The sequence below is a fragment of the Bacteroides sp. AF29-11 genome (assembly GCF_003602895.1).
Lineage (GTDB): Bacteria > Bacteroidota > Bacteroidia > Bacteroidales > Bacteroidaceae > Bacteroides > Bacteroides uniformis.
In genome coordinates this window covers 237,349-255,246 of sequence record NZ_QTLY01000006.1, presented here as the reverse complement: position 1 = coordinate 255,246, position 17,898 = coordinate 237,349, and the positions used below count along the sequence as shown (strand labels likewise).

Genomic DNA, 17,898 nt, shown 5'->3' with positions numbered 1-17,898 from the left:
AGACTATGAAGTATAATATGATAAAAAATGCAGGAGTTGTGTTGGCGTTTGGTTTGTGTGCAACTTCTTGTAATGATTTCTTGGATGAGAAGCCGACATCTAATATATTTCCGGATGTTTATTTCTCGGATGCTTCTCATTTGGAAGCTTATGCTAATAATTTGTATGTGGATTTTTTGCCTTCTCATACGACTGCGGCAGATTATGGGATACATGGAAAAGATAAAGATACCGATAATCAAGCCGCAAGAGGTTCAAGTAGCCGTTACACATTGGATCGCTGGATGGTTTCACAGCAGAATACGTCGGATGGATATTATTTTGATAATATCCGTAAATGTAACTACTTTCTGGAACAAGTCCTACCTAAGTATGAAGCAGGAGCCATCGGAGGAAATGAGGTGGATGTTAAGCAATATATAGGTGAGATTTATTTTCTTCGTGCCCATGAATATTTTAAGCGTTTGCAGCTGATGGGGGATTTCCCGATTGTGACCTCTGTCCTTCCTGACCAGGAAAGTGCATTGATTGAGGCCAGCAAACGTGCTCCACGCAATGAAGTAGCCCGTTTCATAATATCTGATTTGGACAAGGCTGGCGAGTTGATGAAAAGTACAAGTAAGATTGGCAGAAAAACTCGTATAAGTCGTGATGTTGCTATATTGTTGAAATCCCGTGTAGCTTTATATGAAGGTACTTGGTTGAAATATTTTAAGGATACTCCTTTTGTTCCTAATGGTCCGGGATGGCCGGGAAAGGCAAAGGACTACAATGCAAATTATGAATATCCTACTGGAAGTGTAGAATCAGAAAGCCTATATTTTTTGAAGATCGCTATGGAGGCTGCTAAGGAAGTGGCGGAGACTTACAAAGGAAGCCTGACTGTTAATACTGGAGTGGTCCCCCAGGATGTAAGTGAACCGGAAAATCCGTTTATGGCGATGTTCTATGATACCGACCTTTCAAAATACAAGGAAGTTTTGCTATGGAGGGAGTATAGCCAGGCTTTGGGAGTATGTCATAATGTGAATGAGATGGTAAATAAGAGCAATTATGGAGTAGGGGTCACACGTGGTTTAGTGGAAGGCTTCTTGATGGAAAATGGTATGCCTATATACGCTGTTGGTAGTGGTTATCATGGAGATTTGACTATTGCTGATGTGCGTAAAGACCGTGACTCTCGTCTAAGTCTTTTCTTGAAAGAACCGGGGCAGAAAAATATTCTGGTAAAGAACTCGGCCGGTACGCAAGCTGTGCCTGTTGAACCGATGCCGGACATTTTGGCAAGTGTGGATAATGGGTGTTATTCCACAGGATATGCTCTTCGTAAAGGAGGTTCTTTCGATCAAATTCATTGTATGCAAAGCAAGGGATTTACTGGTTGTCCGATATTCCGTGCGGCTGAAGCATTGTTGAACTATATGGAAGCAAGCTATGAAGCGAATGGAACAGTAGATGCCACAGCTGCTGAATATTGGAAGATTCTGCGTAATCGGGCTGGGGTAAGTGCTGATTTTGAAAAGACTATCGCCATGACTGATATGCAGAAAGAAAAGGCAAACGACTGGGGAGCTTATTCTGCAAATGTAGTAGTTGATGCTACTCTGTTTAATATCCGTCGTGAACGTCGCTGTGAATTGATGGCGGAAGGTTTGAGAGATATGGACTTACATCGCTGGAGGGCAATGGATCAGATGATTACTACCCCTTATCACATTGAAGGTATAAACTTCTGGGGGGGTGAAATGCATAATGATCCGGCTTATAAGAATCCAAAGACAGGGGAGAGCTTATTGATTTGGGGAGCAGATAACAGAACTTCAAATGTGTCGTCACCTGAATTGAGCAATTATCTTCGTCCATATGAGAAGACTAATACATCCACAGTATTTGATGGATACCATTGGAAAATGGCTCATTATTTGTCTCCTTTGAGTATATATCATTTTGATTATACAACAAAAAGTGGGAACATAGAAGATTCTCCTCTTTATCAGAATCCGTATTGGCCTACTGTTCCTAATGAGGTAGCGATACAGTAAACGTTTTGTGAAACTGAAATTTTTCATTCCTTTATTTGAAAGTAGGAAGAAAATAATATTTTTCTTCCTGCTTTTTTCTTATAAATAATACTTCTGGCGTTTAAGGATGCCATAATATAATATCATTTTGAAGATGGATATAAAACGTAGTTTATTCATATTTGTTACATTGGTTGCTTCTCAAATAGTAATGGCTTCTCACCTTTGGATAGAAGCTGAAAGTTTTGAAAATAAAGGCGGCTGGGTTGTTGACCAACAGTTTATGGACTTGATGGGCTCTCCTTATCTGATGGCTCACGGAATGGGTATACCGGTTGAGGATGCATCTACAACCATCAACTTTCCGGAAGATGGAACTTACTATGTGTATGCCCGTACTTATAACTGGACTTCTCCCTGGAGCAAAGCGAAAGGACCTGGCAGGTTCATTCTGAAAATAGATAATAAGAGACTTATGCCAGTATTAGGTGATGAAGGTGAACAATGGCAGTGGCAAAGTGCAGGTAAGGTATCTGTAAAAGCGGGAAAAAGTATCCTCTCCTTGCATGACCTGACTGGTTTTAACGGTAGGTGTGATGCTATTTATATGACCACAGATATGGGAAAGCTACCTCCTGAGCCAAAAGAAGAATTAGAGGCCTTTCGGAGGAATATGCTGGATTTACCATTTGAGCCGATAGAGTCATCTGAATATGATCTGGTAGTGGTTGGCGGTGGTATCGCCGGTATATGTGCTGCAACCGCAGCTGCACGTTTAGGCTGTAAGGTCGCATTGGTGAATGACCGTCCGGTATTGGGAGGAAACAATAGTTCTGAAATTCGCGTCCACTTGGGAGGAACCATTGAAGTGGGACCTAATAAAGGTTTGGGACGGATGATACGCGAGTTTGGTCATTCTATTGAGGGGAATGCGCAATCAGCGGAAAATTATGAGGATGAGAAAAAATCAAAAATGATTGCTGATGAAGAAAACATTACCTTGTTTGCTAACTGTCGGGCTATCAAGGTTGAGATGAAAGGTGAAAAAATTGATGCGGTTGTCATTAAGCATATAGAAACTGGGGAGGAACAAATTTTAAGCGCTCCTCTATTTTCAGATTGTACTGGAGATGGTACGATAGGTTATCTGGCAGGGGCAGACTATCGTATGGGGCGTGAGGCCAGAGCAGAATATGGAGAGGATTTAGCTCCGGAAAAGGCTGACAAGATGACGATGGGAGCATCTGTACAGTGGTATTCTGTTGAAACCAGCAAGAAAAGCTGTTTCCCAAGGTTCAATTATGGAATTACTTTTAATGAGGATAACTGCGAGAAAGTGACTATGGGTGAATGGCAATGGGAAACAGGAATGAACTTTAATCAGATTGATGATTTTGAGCGGATTCGTGATTATGGTTTATTGGTGGTATATTCCAATTGGAGCTTCTTGAAGAATGAGTTGAAGAATAATCATGAATATTTAAAACGTAAATTGGGATGGGTTGCTTATATTGCAGGTAAACGTGAGTCAAGGCGCTTACTAGGAGATTATATCTTGAAGCAGGATGATATTGACAAGAATGTATTTCATGAAGATGCGTCCTTTGCCACTACCTGGAGTCTTGATTTGCACTTTCCCGATTCAACAAATGCAAGCCATTTCCCAGCAGCTCCCTTTAAGGCGGAGACCGAACATATACATATATATCCTTATGCTGTACCTTACCGTTGTTTATATTCCAGGAATATTGATAATCTTTTTATGGCTGGACGTAATATTAGCGTAACCCATGTGGCCTTGGGTACTGTACGTGTGATGCGTACAACGGGAATGATGGGAGAAGTTGTAGGTATGGCAGCTTCGTTATGCAAGAAACATCAGGTATTACCGCGTCTGATTTATCAGCAACATTTGCCTGAGTTACGCTCACTAATGCAAAAAGGAGTAGGTAGAAAAAATGGTATTCCTGATAATCAGAATTTTAATCGGCAGGCTCCTTTGGATAGACCCCGAACGTTTTATCTGCAACAATACGTGAAGTGATGAAAAAGGTCTGTATATTTTTTATTGGTATACTTTATTTTGTATGTTTATGTGCACAGTCCTTTAAATATGAAAATATAGCGGTTCATCCTCGCCTATTGTGGCCTTTAGGTGGAAGTGAGGCTATTAAAGAAGCAATGGCCGAATATCCTCAGTTGGCAAGTGTCCATGAACGTATTTTGCGTGAATGTGCTGCAATGTTTTTTCAAGAACCGGTAGAATGTATTTTAGAGGGGAAGCGCTTATTGGGAGTATCTCGCATGGCGTTTAAACGTATTTTTTATCTTTCATATGCATATCGTATGACAAACGATGAAAGATATGCACAACGCGCCGAACGGGAGATGTTGGCGGTAAGTCATTTTAGTGACTGGAATCCTTCTCATTTTCTGGATGTTGGTGAAATGGTGATGGCATTATCCATTGGATATGATTGGCTTTATGATTATTTAAGTCCGGAAACACGTAGTATTATTTGCGATGCTATTATAAGGAAAGGGCTTGATGCAGCTGCTCCAGATGCGAGTTTTTACACTTCAGCCAGTAATTGGAATTCGGTATGCAATGCGGGATTGACTTATGGGGCGATAGCCCTATACGAAGAAATTCCAGGTAAGGCCTTGGCGGTCATAGAGAAGTGCCTGAAGAGTAATCTGAAAGTGCTGGGTGTATATGGACCGGATGGAGGTTATCCGGAAGGCTTTCATTATTGGGGATACGGCACCAGCTTTCAAGTCATGTTGATAGCAGCCTTGGAAAGTGCCTTTGGTGACGATAAGGGGCTTGCCGATGCCCCGGGTTTTTTGAATTCTGCTTATTTTATGGAATATATGATGGCACCAAGTGGAGAGTATTTCAATTTTTCGGATGCAGTTAATGGAGTAAAGTGCAATATGATGATGTTTTGGTTTGCCAAAAGATTAAATGATTTATCTTTGCTGTGGCTGGAGAATCAGCATTTGAAAAATACATCTGTTGAATTTGTTGAAGAGCGTTTATTGCCATGTTTGATGATTTTTGCTCTGAACCAGGATCTGAGAAATATTCAGCAACCGGTACGCCGTTTTTGGTGTAATCGTGGGGCGACACCTGTTTTCATCTATAGAGGTGGATGGGATAGTCAGAAAGATAGTTATCTGGCTGTAAAAGGAGGCTCCCCTCGTACCCCTCATGCGCATATGGATGCTGGATCGTTTGTTTATGAGAAGAACGGTGTGCGTTGGGCAATGGATCTTGGAATGCAGAATTATTTCAGTCTGGAGAGCAAGGGTGTGGATTTATGGAATCAATCTCAGGAAGGACAGCGTTGGGATGTATTTCGTCTCAACAATATGGCGCATAATACTCTTACGATAAATGGTAAACGGCATTTGGTTAATAGCCATGCTACTTTTGAACAGACGTTTGAAACCAATGAACGGAAAGGTGCAAGAGTTGATTTGACAGATGTCTTCGCTGGTCGTATAAAGAAAACGACACGTACTATTTATCTGGATAAAGGAGATTGCTTGATTGTAGAGGATGAATTGACTACAGGTGAGGAACAGGCCATGGTTACATGGATAATGGTAACTCCGGCAGATGCTAAGATTGTTGGTAGAAATCAGATAGAACTGAATAAAAACGGACAGAGGATGTTGCTAACTGTTGAAGCTCTGGAAGATATTGAGATGAAAATCTGGTCAAATAATCCTCTTCATGATTATGACGAACCTAATCCGGGGAGCATACGCGTAGGATTTGAAACGCAACTTGCTGCAAATAGGAAGTCTTTGCTGAAAGTTATGTTGGTGCCTGTTGGATAAATTGCTTATTTATAAATCAATAAAAACAAACTTATGAAACAGAAATTGCTTTTATTTAGTTTACTTGTTGTCCTGGTTTCTTGTTCAAAACAAGAATCAATGGATGAGATGATAGATCGTGTGTTTTATGTGGCTGAACAGCAATATATTGAAATGGATACACGCTTGGATAATAAGACTATGCCACAATCCATTGCCCGGGATAGTACATTCAAACCTTCTACAATTTATTGGTGGTGTAGCGGCTTTTATCCTGGTTCCCTCTGGTATATTTATGAATATACACAAAGCGACGCTGTTAAGCTGTTAGCTGAAAAAAACACATTGAAGCTTGATTCTATTCAATACGTAACCCATGATCATGATGTTGGTTTTCAGTTGAACTGTAGTTATGGCAATGGCCTTCGCCTGACGGGAAATGAAGATTATAGGAAAGTGCTTTATCAAGGAGCAAAGTCGTTGGCTACTCGTTTCAATCCGCTCACGGGTGTTATTCGCAGTTGGGATTTTGTTCCGAAAACTCGTGATTGGAAATATCCTGTTATCATTGATAATATGATGAATCTGGAATTATTGATGTTTGCTTCCAATACTTTTGGAAATGATTCTTTGGGCTATATAGCTAGAACCCATGCAGATACTACTATGAAAAATCATTTTAGAGATGATTATTCTTCTTACCATCTGGTTGATTATGACCCGGCTGACGGACATGTACGTAATAGACAAACTGTACAGGGATATGCGGATGAATCTTCTTGGGGGCGTGGGCAGGCATGGGCTTTATATGGCTATACTATGATGTATCGGATGACAAAGGACCGGAAATATTTGACTCAGGCTGAATGCGTAGGAAATATGTTACTTTCACGCTTACCTGCCGACGGTATTCCCTATTGGGATTTTGATGCACCTGACGGTGATGAATATCGGGATGCTTCAGCTGGTGCGATTATGGCTTCTGCCTTTGTTGAATTGAGTACTTTTACAGAAGATGCAAACGCAGGAAAAAGTTATTTGTCTATGGCAGAGAAGCAGCTTCGTACACTTGCTTCGCCAGACTATTTGGCAGAACCGGGCTCCAATTGTAATTTTATACTGAAACATAGTGTAGGTAATTTCCCGGAAAAGAGCGAGGTGGATGTACCTCTTTCTTATGCTGACTATTATTTTCTGGAAGGATTGTTGCGTTATAAAATGCTACTGAAATAAGAGGGATGGCAGGTTCAGGCATATTGAAGTTCTGGAGTTATAATCTTACTCTATAAAAACAGAATACTCCTCAAAAGTTGGAATAGAATAACTTTTGAGGAGTATTTTTATATTGGATATGTCTGTGTGTATACTTACTTTAGGAAATTGTAATAGCTATTTGCAATCGAAATATTTTAGGTCCCATTCGTTATGCCAATGAATATTGAATCTGTTATCTTGAAAATCAATAGGTAACCATATGTATCGCCCATCAATGGCATTTTGAGGATTCCAACGGTCTCCGATATATATGAAGACATTTTTTCTACCGGACACTGGAAGGATATAAGTACTTTGCGAGTGAAAAGTGGTTTCGCTATTTTCCCCTTGGCAAGGATTGCCCAATTCTGTCCATGGTCCCCATATGGAAGGAGCGACAGCACTACGCGCTGCATTAGGTTTCCATCCGGTACAACCAGAACCCATAAAATAATATAATCCGTCCTTTTTGAAAATGGCAGGTGCTTCCATATATCTGTTAACAAATGCCCGGACATATTTGCCTGTATAATCTAGGAAATCATCAGTAAGTTCTGCTATATGTATTGTGCTGTTGGTCTCTGAGGCAAAAATATGATAAGCTTTTCCATTATCATCAACAAATAATTGCATATCACGTGCCATCTGTCCTTCTTTAAAGTTCCGCCCAAGAATATTCAGTGTATCAGGATGTTCCCCGTTTAATCCACCACCATATAGTTTCTTGTCAATTGTGCTTTGTTTTACAGGACATTTGTGTAAGTCCAGGACATTTACGGGATAACATCCTGGGGTTGTGCGGGTACTCCTGATAAAAGTGTATGGTCCCGTAATTTTATTAGCTGTGGCGATTCCGCTTAATGCTCCGGTGTATCCTTTTCCTTTAGGTTCTAAATGGAACCACATAACGAATTTTTTTGTATTGGGGTTATAAATTACTTTAGGACGCTCAAGGATACACCCTTGTGCAATATCGCTATTCGGTTCTGAGCTGACTTTTAATGCTATGCCTTCATCATTCCAGTTATATAAATCGGAAGATGAATAACAATGTACCCCTACCTGGGCATAATTTCCCTTTTCTCCTTCTATTTTATGCTCCCCAAACCAATAATACTTATTGTTGTAGAAGATAAAACCTCCACCATGAGCATTGATATGTACCCCATTATTATCTAGCCATAATTCTCCAGGACGAAAGGAATGATACTTTTGTGAATATGCAAGTAAAGGCCATAAAAGGCAGATTATGCAAAAAAGTTTTTTATTCATCATTTATTGTAATTATGCGGATGCGCGTTTTGTATGTTGTTGTTTTAAAACTATAGCAATAGGATTGGGATAGTAATGAAGCTTTTTAGCCAAGGCTTGTACCTTTTTACGAGTATTAAGACTGATGTCTTCTTTATTGGCCAAAGCACGTGAAACTGTTGAAGGAGCGATGTTGAGTTGGCGAGCAATCTCCTTAATTGTGATTTTAGGTTGTTTTTCTGCTTTGGAGTTGTTCTTCTGGCATTGTTTGAGTTTTACAGCCATAATATTAGGTTTATAGTTTAGTTCGATGGCTAAATCTGTAACAATTTTCTTTGTCTGGGAGTTAACGTCCCATTGGTCTGCTAAAGCTCTGGATACAGTAGAGGTTGACAGATTCAACTTTTGTGCAATCATTTTAAGAGTTACTTGAGATTTCATAGCTTGTGTATTATTAAAGTTAATAGTTTCTTTTTTTATATTCGCAAAGTTAGAATAGGTTGAATTATAGAACTTTATGTTATGTCTCAAAAACTATCTGATTTGTATCTTTGAGGAATAAACTGTATATTTGTACCATGTTTAACCGATATATATTGCTGATATTAGCACTTGTTTGTTACTTGTCCGGAAACGCCCAACTTTCAACAAGTAAACTGTTCTTCGATCACTTGACTACCGAAGAGGGTCTTGCGCATAATTATATATTATCCATTTTTCAGGATGAAGATGGATTTGTCTGGTTGGGGAGTGATAATGGTCTAAATCGTTATGATGGGCAGCATATTGATATCTTGTCCTCAAATACCAAACCGGCTTTAGGGGGGAACAGAATACGGCGGATTATCCAGGATAAAAGCAAGACTTTGTGGATTCTTCATGAAAATGGACTTGATATGATGGATCATTATACTCAGCATATAAGGTCTTTTTTATATGGGAGGGAGTTAAAGAAACATATCTTGGGATTTGGACTGGACGATAATGGTGATTTGGCTGCATTTACTGAAAGTGATATTTTACTGTATAATTCAAATTCAGGTTCTTTTGATATAAAGCAGACAGCTCCAGCTAATTTCCTTTTTTCCGCATTTGTGAAGTGTGGGAACAGATATTATTTAGGGACCAGACGCCATGGTATTATTGTATATAACGAAAATTGGAAGTTGCTTGAACATATTTATCCGATATCTATTCAAGGAGGGATACTTGAAGATGGCCTGATTAGCCTATTGAGAGTGGATTCCAATGGTTCTATCTGGAGTGTTATGGCAGGTTTATGTATTCAGAAATATGATCCGGTTACGCGTATTGTACAGACTTATCCATTATCTGCGCACTCTGTTATCAATAGAGAAGTAAGGGATATTATTGAATTGAATGCAGATTATATGCTGGTAGGCACATTCAATGGGCTTTATAGATTGCATAAAAGAACTTTTCAAGCTATAGTTGAAGAAGGAGAATTAGGTGAAAAGGGAGCTTTGAACCATTATTCAATATATTCATTATATAAAGATAGTCAAGGGATAATATGGGTTGGTACATATGCAGGAGGGGTGAACTATAGCCATAGTTATAATCAGCGTTTTCAATACTTTGCGCCACCTCATTTCTCGGGCCGTATCAGTATGGCTCGTGAAGATGGGAAGGGGAATATCTGGTTTGGAACGGAAGGAAACGGGTTGCTTTGCCATAATGCAGGAACAGATAAGATTGTACAGTATTGGCTGGAGGGAAAAGGAAGACATTATAGTGATAATATCATTAAGTCTATATGCATAGCTGGAGATACAATCATGTGTGGGAATTGGCGTGGAGAGGTTTATCTGTACTCTATCAAGAAGAATAGTTTCACCTTATACAAAGCTTATGAACGGAACAATGTTTTATATATTTATAGAGATTCACGACAGAATTGGTGGGTATCCATACAAGACTATGGTGTTGTTTGTATTGGTGATGATTCTATTAAATTCCCAAGTTCAAATTTTATTCAAGAGATTAGACCGGGAATATTAGTGTTTGCGACTCAGAAAGAAGGTCTTTACATTTATGACTTGAAAAGGGGGCAGGTTAGGAGTGTGGGTTCAGAAGAATTGGGGATGTCAAAAGACCAGTCGATTAGTGTGACCTCTTTCTATCAAGATACAGACAGGAATTTATGGCTGACCACAGAAAATTCGGGGGTTCTGGTTTTGGATGGAAACTGGAAGCTGAAGCAGCGCTTTTTGGAACCGGAAAGAGGGTATTCTGATAAATTATATTTTGTTGCTGAACAGAAAAAAGGTAAGTATTGGATTGTGGGTGCTCATAAGTTATATTTACTCGATTACGCCAAGAACCAAATACATCCTTTTGATAAGAATAATGGATTACAGCTAACGGATATGGATGCTTCAGCTTGTATTGATTCCCGAAATTATTTCTGGTTACCGGGAAATACAGGCTATGTAAAGGTTGATAATTCAACTTTTGCCTTAAATGAAGAACCTTCCTCTGTTATTTTTACAGGATTACGTATTAATAACAAGTTGCAGATGCCTAATGAAGAAAATTCGGTATTGAAGAAATGTCTGTCTGAAACGGAGGTTGTGCGTCTAAGGCATAATCAGACTAATATTTCTGTAACATATGCCAGTGATAATCATATTTACGCTAACAGTAATTGTTTTTTCTATAAGATGGAGGGAGTTGATCCGGATTGGGTGGATGCGGGAAATCGCCGTGAGGTTTTCTATAGTAATCTTGCTCCTGGTAATTATACTCTGAAAGTGAAGGCTCTTAATAATGATGGAGCAATGGGACTTGAGGCTCGTTTGAAAATAGAAGTCTTGCCTCCTTTGTGGGCTCGTTGGTGGGCTTTTATAATTTATGCTGTTATTCTATTTTATATTTTACAACGCTATGTTGCTTATAAACAAAGAAAACAAAGGCTGGAACATGAGCTGTACTTGAAACAAATAGAGAAAGATAAATCGGAAGAACTTAATAAGGAGTTACAAACCTTTTTTACTCAAGTTGCTCATGAATTCCGTACTCCTTTAACATTGATCCTTAATCCTTTGGATGAAATACAAAATAGAATTATACATATCTCCGGGGTAAAAGATGAAATTCTGCTAATTCGTCGTAATGCCAAACGACTTCTGGCATTGGTGAATGATTTGATGGATTTGAGAAAGATTGAGAATGGTAATGGAAAATTAGAATTGTCTTCTTCCGATTTTAATGATTTCATTCAGGAGGTCTATTACTCTTTTCAGACAATGGCACGACAGCGGAGTATCACTCTGCAACTTTCATTGCCTAAGAAACCTATACTGGCCACGTTTGATAGAGAAGGACTGGAAAAGGTATTCTTTAATTTACTTTCGAATGCGTTGAAATTTACACCGGAAGAGGGTACTGTGAGTTTGGTGGTGACTATTACTGAGGGGGAATCTCCCCAAATACATATTGAAGTTAGAGATACGGGAGAGGGCATTTCAGATGAAGATATTTCTAAGGTCTTTAAGCCTTTTGCCCTGTCCCATCAAGATTTGCACGGTCAAATGGGAGGCAGTGGAGTAGGATTGGCTATTGCAAGAGCTATTGTGGAAAAACATGGAGGCGTAATTTCTGTCAGCCGGGTAGAACCGCATGGTACATCTTTTTCTATTGACTTACCTTGGAATTATGATAAGCGTTATGAGGTAACTTCGCCAATTTCTATAGAAGACAATGAAGAAATTTTGAATGAGACACCTTTTAAGGTAGCATCTATTTCGGATACCGTTTTACTGGTAGATGATAATATAGAAATTCTTGCATATTTGCAAAAGGAGTTATCAAGAGGATTTAGGATACTTACAGCACAGAATGGACGCGAAGCATTGGAAGTGTTGGGAAAAGAGAATGTTTCTTTGGTGGTGAGTGATGTAATGATGCCAGAGATGGATGGTATGGAACTGTGTATGCATATAAAGGATAATCCCTCTTTTTGTCACCTTCCGGTTGTATTGTTGACTGCTAAATCAATGACTATGCATGTTGAGGAAGGTTTTCAGGCTGGGGCGGACGATTACCTGGTAAAGCCCTTTAAGATTTCTACTTTAATTATCCGCATTAATAATATTTTAGCCGGGCGTAAGAAATTAAAAGAGATATATGGAAAGCAGCTTTCGTTGAAAAGTGTAGGGATTGAATTGGAACCTGCTGATAAATCTTTTGTTGACCAATATGAGTCCATTGTAAAGAAGCATCTTTCTAATCCAGACTTTGATGTGGAAATGTTGTGCAAAGAAATGGGTGTAAGCAGAGCTAAACTGTATCGGAAGGTAAAAGCAATAACAAATCTGTCTCCGGCAGAGGTGATTCGTAACATCAGATTGGAATGTGCTGCAGAAATGCTTCGTACTTCCGGTCAGACAGCTACAGAAATAGCTTATCTGACCGGTTTTGGAAGCTATAATCATTTTAGTGATTATTTTAAAAGTATATATGGAGTTTCTCCTAAAAATTATAAGGATAAATATAGAAATACTTGATATTGTGATTTTATTCGTGCAATAAGTTTAAGGCCCATGATACAGCTGCTTCTCTTTGTTCCGGATACATGAAATGATAGGAATCTGGAACGATGAAAGGAGTTATCGGACAGGTCATCTTGTTCATAACAGAGTAGGAAGTGGTAGGAGGACACGTGGTGTCATTATATCCAAAGGACATAAAAACTGGCACCTTAATGTCGGTGACAAAGTTGGCTACGTCGTAATAACGTATTGTCTCTATAGCTTTGGGATGGCAGTATTGAGGCTTTTTGAACATATGAGGCCATCCTCCAGCTCTTCCGTGAGTATATCCTTCCATATCACATAAGGCAGGATAGAAACAGACAGCTCCTTTGATGCGTGGGTCAATGGCTGTTGTTACGAGGGATAGAGCACCACCTTGACTTCCGCCGAAAGTTACAATGTTTGTGCCATCAAACTCGGGAAGGGAAAAAATGAAGTCAACAGCACGTTTGCAACCTATATAAACTCGTTTGTAATAATAGTTTTCTTTGTAGTCTAAACCTTTGTCATGATAGTTTAAGAGAGGACCTCCTCCTATTGTATATGCTTCATTAGGAAGATTTACAGGTATTCCATGAATGCCGATTTCCAAAGTGATGACACCTTGTGATGCCAAGGCTATTTCTCCGTGATAAGCGCGCATTCCTGCTCCAGGAACTTTTAGGATGGCAGGATATTTCTTTGATGTATCTTTGGGCACGCAGAGAATGCCATACATGCGCGAACCAGCCCAGTTGTTTCGAAAGCCTACATGATAGACATTTACGGTGGAAGTACATTTTTCTGGAATCAAGGTTATTCGTGGGTCAAGAGGTTGCTCTGCTACTTTTTTCAGTTCTTTATCCCAAAAATCTTTGAAATCTTTAGGGCGTTGTGTTGTCGGTCGGAGTTCTTCCGGGGAAAAACCGATTGTAGCTGCGTCTTCATATTTATGCTTTTGGTAATTGACGGTTACTTTGCAGCGTAAGAAACCTGCTTTTTTGAGGGTACCTAAAGGTAATTTGAATGTTCCATCTTTTAAGACAATATTGCCTGTCTTGTGAGGTTTCATTAGGTCTTCTGATATTTCATAGTATATTGGGACATCTTTCATGGGGACTTGGTCCTTCCATACACAGATGGAGACGGCGGCATTTTCTCCTGTTTTATATAGCCAGTCTGCGTGATTTGGAGAAACGGTTATTTTTATTAGCTTTTCCGGAGGTTGTGGAAATGCATACATTGCCTTCATTAGAAATAAAGACAATAAGACTGAGAAAATAAGTGTCTTATTCATATTCTGTAATATTAAAATTTATATTGAATTCTATTACCAGTTGTCCGTACGGAATAAACAGGCAGGTAGTCCATCTTTGTTATATAAATTTCCATCTGGATTATTTTCCCAATTATATCGTACTGCAATTGGATGTGTCACATTGGGACTCCAGACAATTACTTGGTTACCCTTAAGTTGGGCTTGTGCCCAATGAAAGGTTTTATCTTCTCCAGCTATGGAAAATCCTTGCAGGCATCCATATCGGCTGCGTATTTCTAATCCAGAACCTGTATTCTTGAATGTAATGACTACTTTATTTCCTTTAATCTCCATCTGTTGATACATGGGACTTTCGCTAAATATATCTGTGCGATTATACTCGTGGTGTAATACTTGTAGCGCTACTCTCATTCCAATGTCTTGTTTGTTGTGCGGATGAAGGTCATGAGGCTCTCCTAAGTCACTGGTGACAATGAGATGTGTATCAGAGACGGATAAGGCTTTATATTGTGCTTCTCTTATTTCTGCCCAAAGCGGCTTCTTATTGATAGAGTCAAAATTCGGGAGCTGAATAATATAGAATGGAAGTTCAGTTTTCCAGCGTTGTCGCCAATCTCCAATCATGCAGGTGAGCCAATCGGTATAGGGTTCGGCATTCCCCACGTTATTCTCTCCTTGATACCATATTACTCCCTTTATTGATAGAGAAAGAAGAGGATGGATCATTGCATTATACACCAGTGACGGATAGTCATTACGAGCAGCTTTTTTATTCTTTAGTGCAAAATATTTTGTTGGAGGCAGCAACTTGTCTTCTTTTGTATAGCAATTGAGGTGTTCTGAAGAAATGGAATTGGAGGCTTCCAAACTAGTCCAGGTTTCTATAATAGTACCTCCCCAAGAGGAATTTATTATACCAATGGGAATATGGGTTTCTTCATGAACCTTTTTCGCAAAAAAGTAGGCTACTCCGGAGAAGCTTCCTACGGTCTCTGGAGAGCAAACTGTCCACTTTGCATTTATAGTATCTATAGGGACTAATTCCATGCGGCGTGGAACATTTAATGTACGGATTTGAGGATAGTTGGCATTTTTCTTTTCAACTTCAGCATTAGTTACATTGTTTACTACCCATTGCATGTTGGATTGACCGCTGCATAGCCAGACATCTCCAATAAGAATGTCTTTTATCTCTATCTGGTTTTCTTTGCCAAGAACTTGTAATTCATAAGGACCGCCTTCTTTTAGTGGAGATAGTCGGGTTTCCCAATGCCCATCGGTATTCGCGTTTACAACTTGTTGTTGCCCGGCAAAAGTAACTATGACTTTTTCTTTGGGGGCTGCTTGCCCCCAGATTCGGATAGGTTGGTTACGTTGTAATACCATTCCATCTGAATAGATGGTGGGCAATACCACTTTTGCCTGTACATTTAAAGAATAAATAAATAGGAATATAAATAGTATCTGTTTCATGATAGATTGTTTTGTGCGAAATTAGAAGGATAAAATAGGAAATACAATATTCACAGCTAAAACTGTCGGAAACGTTTCCGTTTATGAATTTTCTGCTTATTCTTTTGAATATGAGAAGACTGGCCCTGTTCTCTTATTTGCAATCGTTCCCGGTGATTTTATCTTTGAATGGCTTACAGAAGTTTATTGATCTTTTATATTTGTAGCAGATAAACTGCTTTTTAATACACTGTAAAAACAATAATAAATCATTTTATGAGAAGATTCTTTTTAACACTTACACTTTTGAGTAGCTTTTGGGGTTTTTGTATAGCTCAAAAGCACTATCTATTGAAATCGCCGAATGGGGAACTTATAATTAATATTGAGGTTGGTGATAAGATTAGCTATTCTTTACAGCATAAAGGGAAATCGGTGATTGTCTCTTCCCCTATTTCTATGTTATTAGACTGTGACAAAACTTTAGGGGAAAAATCCAAAGTTAAAAATGTACATATGCGCAAAATTAATGAAACGATATCCACGGCATTTTATAAGCGTAACCAGATTGATAATTTCTGCAATGAGTTAGTCATTACTTTTAAGGAAGATTTTCAGTTGAATTTCCGAGCTTATAATGAGGGGATGGCATATCGTTTTGTTGTTACGCAGAACAGACCTTTTATTGTAATAAATGAAGAGGCTACATTCAATTTTGAGAAGGATTATATGGCTTATGTCCCTTTTGTGAGAGGGGGGAGGGATAAAAGGAAAGAAGAACAGTTTTTCAATTCATTTGAAAATGTTTATACTCATCTTAGTTTGAGTGAGATGCCCTCTAACCAAATTGCATTTACTCCAGTCGTCGTTGAGTTGGAAGAGGGAAGAAAAATTTGTATTGCAGAATCTGATGTAGAAAGTTATCCGGGAATGTTTGTCTACAATGAAGAACAATCAACTTCTTTGAAAGGCGTTTTTGCACCCTATCCAAAGAATTTATTACAGGGTGGACATAACAATCTGCAAATGTTGGTGACAGAACGTGAGAATTATATAGCTAAATGTTCTGGTAAGCGAACTTTTCCTTGGCGCATAGCTATTGTTTCTTCAGATGATAAAGAATTGCTTGATAATGATTTGGTTTATAAATTGGCAGCACCATCACGCATTGATGATACAAGTTGGATTAAACCAGGAAAGGTCGCCTGGGAGTGGTGGAACCATTGGGGATTATCTGGTATTGATTTCAAAGCCGGTGTGAACAATGCCACCTATAAAGCTTATATTGACTTTGCCGCCAAACATGGAATTGAGTATGTAATTTTGGACGAGGGTTGGGCCGTGAATTTAAAGGCTGATTTATTCCAAGTTGTACCGGAAATCGATTTAAAAGAGCTGGTGGCTTATGCTGAGTCTAAAGATATTGGGCTGATTTTGTGGGCAGGATATTATGCTTTTGAACGGGATATGGAAGATATATGTCGGTATTATTCGGAATTGGGCATAAAGGGTTTTAAAGTGGATTTCATGGATCGTGATGATCAGCCAATGGTTGATTTTCATTATCGTGGAGCTGCTATAGCCGCTAAATATCATTTGCTGTTGGATTATCATGGCACATATAAACCTACGGGATTAAATCGTACTTATCCAAATGTTGTTAATTTTGAAGGCGTACATGGACTGGAACAATTAAAATTTGCCGGTAGCGATAAAGTGGACCAGGTTACTTATGATGTGACTATGCCGTTTATCCGTATGGTAGCTGGACCAGTTGATTATACTCAAGGTGCTATGCGAAATGGAACCAAACGTACTTTTCGACCGGTCAATGAAGCTCCGATGAGTATGGGGACACGTTGTCGTCAGCTTGCAGAATATGTAATATTTGAGTCTCCATTATCTATGCTGTGTGATAGTCCGGTATTTTATGAACGTGAGTCAGAATGTACATCTTTTATTGCAGAGGTTCCTACTGTCTGGGAGGAAACTGTTGCTTTGGACGGTAAAATTGGTGAGTATATCTCTATGGCTCGTCGTAAGGGAGATATTTGGTATTTAGGTACACTTACTAATTGGGAAAAGCGTACGATGGAGATTGATTTGAGCTTTCTGGGAGATGGAGAATGGAGTGCTGAATTGTATAAAGATGGTGTAAATGCTGGTACTGTTGCTTCCGATTATATCAAATCGATAATAGCTATTCCTCAAGACCGGAAACTATCTGTTACAATGGCCGAGGGTGGAGGATGTGCACTAAAAATCTATAAAAAGTGAA

10 protein-coding genes are annotated in these 17,898 nt (G+C 39.0%); 6 read left to right on the top strand and 4 right to left on the bottom strand.

Annotated elements, in window-relative coordinates; translation table 11 throughout:
• The first annotated feature begins 5 nt into the window (after positions 1–5).
• From DWZ03_RS11955 to DWZ03_RS11940, 4 genes are all read left to right on the top strand, one after another.
• Positions 6–2,042 (top strand): RagB/SusD family nutrient uptake outer membrane protein, encoded by a 2,037-nt coding sequence (locus tag DWZ03_RS11955; RefSeq protein WP_117689282.1) that lies wholly within the window; start codon positions 6–8, stop codon positions 2,040–2,042.
• Between the two features lie 133 nt (positions 2,043–2,175).
• Complete coding sequence (locus DWZ03_RS11950) at positions 2,176–4,065, top strand: FAD-dependent oxidoreductase (RefSeq protein WP_117689281.1); 1,890 nt, start codon at positions 2,176–2,178, stop codon at positions 4,063–4,065.
• Positions 4,065–5,870, top strand: a complete 1,806-nt coding sequence (locus DWZ03_RS11945; RefSeq protein WP_120130130.1) for a heparinase II/III family protein — start codon at positions 4,065–4,067, stop codon at positions 5,868–5,870. Before DWZ03_RS11950 ends, DWZ03_RS11945 begins: the two co-directional genes overlap by 1 nt.
• Before the next feature lie 33 nt (positions 5,871–5,903).
• On the top strand, positions 5,904–7,082 hold the full coding sequence (locus DWZ03_RS11940; protein ID WP_117689279.1) for a glycoside hydrolase family 88 protein: 1,179 nt from the start codon (positions 5,904–5,906) through the stop codon (positions 7,080–7,082).
• Positions 7,083–7,238: 156 nt separating this feature from the next.
• Here DWZ03_RS11940 and DWZ03_RS11935 read toward each other — a convergent pair whose 3' ends face one another.
• Both DWZ03_RS11935 and DWZ03_RS11930 read right to left on the bottom strand, forming a co-directional pair.
• Positions 7,239–8,375: a glycoside hydrolase family 43 protein gene (locus tag DWZ03_RS11935; RefSeq protein ID WP_120130174.1), complete on the bottom strand. Its 1,137-nt coding sequence runs from the start codon at positions 8,373–8,375 to the stop codon at positions 7,239–7,241.
• Positions 8,376–8,387: 12 nt separating this feature from the next.
• Positions 8,388–8,795, bottom strand: coding sequence for a LacI family DNA-binding transcriptional regulator (locus DWZ03_RS11930; protein WP_120130128.1), 408 nt, complete (start codon positions 8,793–8,795; stop codon positions 8,388–8,390).
• Between the two features lie 137 nt (positions 8,796–8,932).
• Here DWZ03_RS11930 and DWZ03_RS11925 point away from each other — a divergent pair, with 137 nt between their 5' ends.
• Complete coding sequence (locus tag DWZ03_RS11925; RefSeq protein ID WP_120130125.1) at positions 8,933–12,883, top strand: hybrid sensor histidine kinase/response regulator transcription factor; 3,951 nt, start codon at positions 8,933–8,935, stop codon at positions 12,881–12,883.
• A gap of 10 nt (positions 12,884–12,893) precedes the next feature.
• On the opposite strand, the gene DWZ03_RS11920 is transcribed toward DWZ03_RS11925, so the two are convergent.
• Positions 12,894–14,186 (bottom strand): acetylxylan esterase, encoded by a 1,293-nt coding sequence (locus tag DWZ03_RS11920; RefSeq protein WP_120130122.1) that lies wholly within the window; start codon positions 14,184–14,186, stop codon positions 12,894–12,896.
• 33 nt (positions 14,187–14,219) lie between these two features.
• Positions 14,220–15,641: a sialate O-acetylesterase gene (locus tag DWZ03_RS11915; protein ID WP_119958174.1), complete on the bottom strand. Its 1,422-nt coding sequence runs from the start codon at positions 15,639–15,641 to the stop codon at positions 14,220–14,222.
• 255 nt (positions 15,642–15,896) lie between these two features.
• Here DWZ03_RS11915 and DWZ03_RS11910 point away from each other — a divergent pair, with 255 nt between their 5' ends.
• Positions 15,897–17,897 (top strand): glycoside hydrolase family 97 protein, encoded by a 2,001-nt coding sequence (locus tag DWZ03_RS11910; RefSeq protein WP_119958175.1) that lies wholly within the window; start codon positions 15,897–15,899, stop codon positions 17,895–17,897.
• The last annotated feature ends 1 nt before the right edge of the window (position 17,898 follow it).

What these genes read in the sequence shown, in the direction of transcription:
- DWZ03_RS11910 (WP_119958175.1), top strand. Translation starts at nt 15,897, where the DNA reads ATGAGAAGATTCTTTTTAACACTTACACTTTTGAGTAGCTTTTGGGGT.
- DWZ03_RS11920 (WP_120130122.1), bottom strand. Translation starts at nt 14,186, where the DNA reads ATGAATAAGACACTTATTTTCTCAGTCTTATTGTCTTTATTTCTAATG.
- DWZ03_RS11925 (WP_120130125.1), top strand. Translation starts at nt 8,933, where the DNA reads ATGTTTAACCGATATATATTGCTGATATTAGCACTTGTTTGTTACTTG.
- DWZ03_RS11950 (WP_117689281.1), top strand. Translation starts at nt 2,176, where the DNA reads ATGGATATAAAACGTAGTTTATTCATATTTGTTACATTGGTTGCTTCT.
- DWZ03_RS11935 (WP_120130174.1), bottom strand. Translation starts at nt 8,375, where the DNA reads ATGAATAAAAAACTTTTTTGCATAATCTGCCTTTTATGGCCTTTACTT.
- DWZ03_RS11930 (WP_120130128.1), bottom strand. Translation starts at nt 8,795, where the DNA reads ATGAAATCTCAAGTAACTCTTAAAATGATTGCACAAAAGTTGAATCTG.
- DWZ03_RS11915 (WP_119958174.1), bottom strand. Translation starts at nt 15,641, where the DNA reads ATGAAACAGATACTATTTATATTCCTATTTATTTATTCTTTAAATGTA.
- DWZ03_RS11955 (WP_117689282.1), top strand. Translation starts at nt 6, where the DNA reads ATGAAGTATAATATGATAAAAAATGCAGGAGTTGTGTTGGCGTTTGGT.
- DWZ03_RS11940 (WP_117689279.1), top strand. Translation starts at nt 5,904, where the DNA reads ATGAAACAGAAATTGCTTTTATTTAGTTTACTTGTTGTCCTGGTTTCT.
- DWZ03_RS11945 (WP_120130130.1), top strand. Translation starts at nt 4,065, where the DNA reads ATGAAAAAGGTCTGTATATTTTTTATTGGTATACTTTATTTTGTATGT.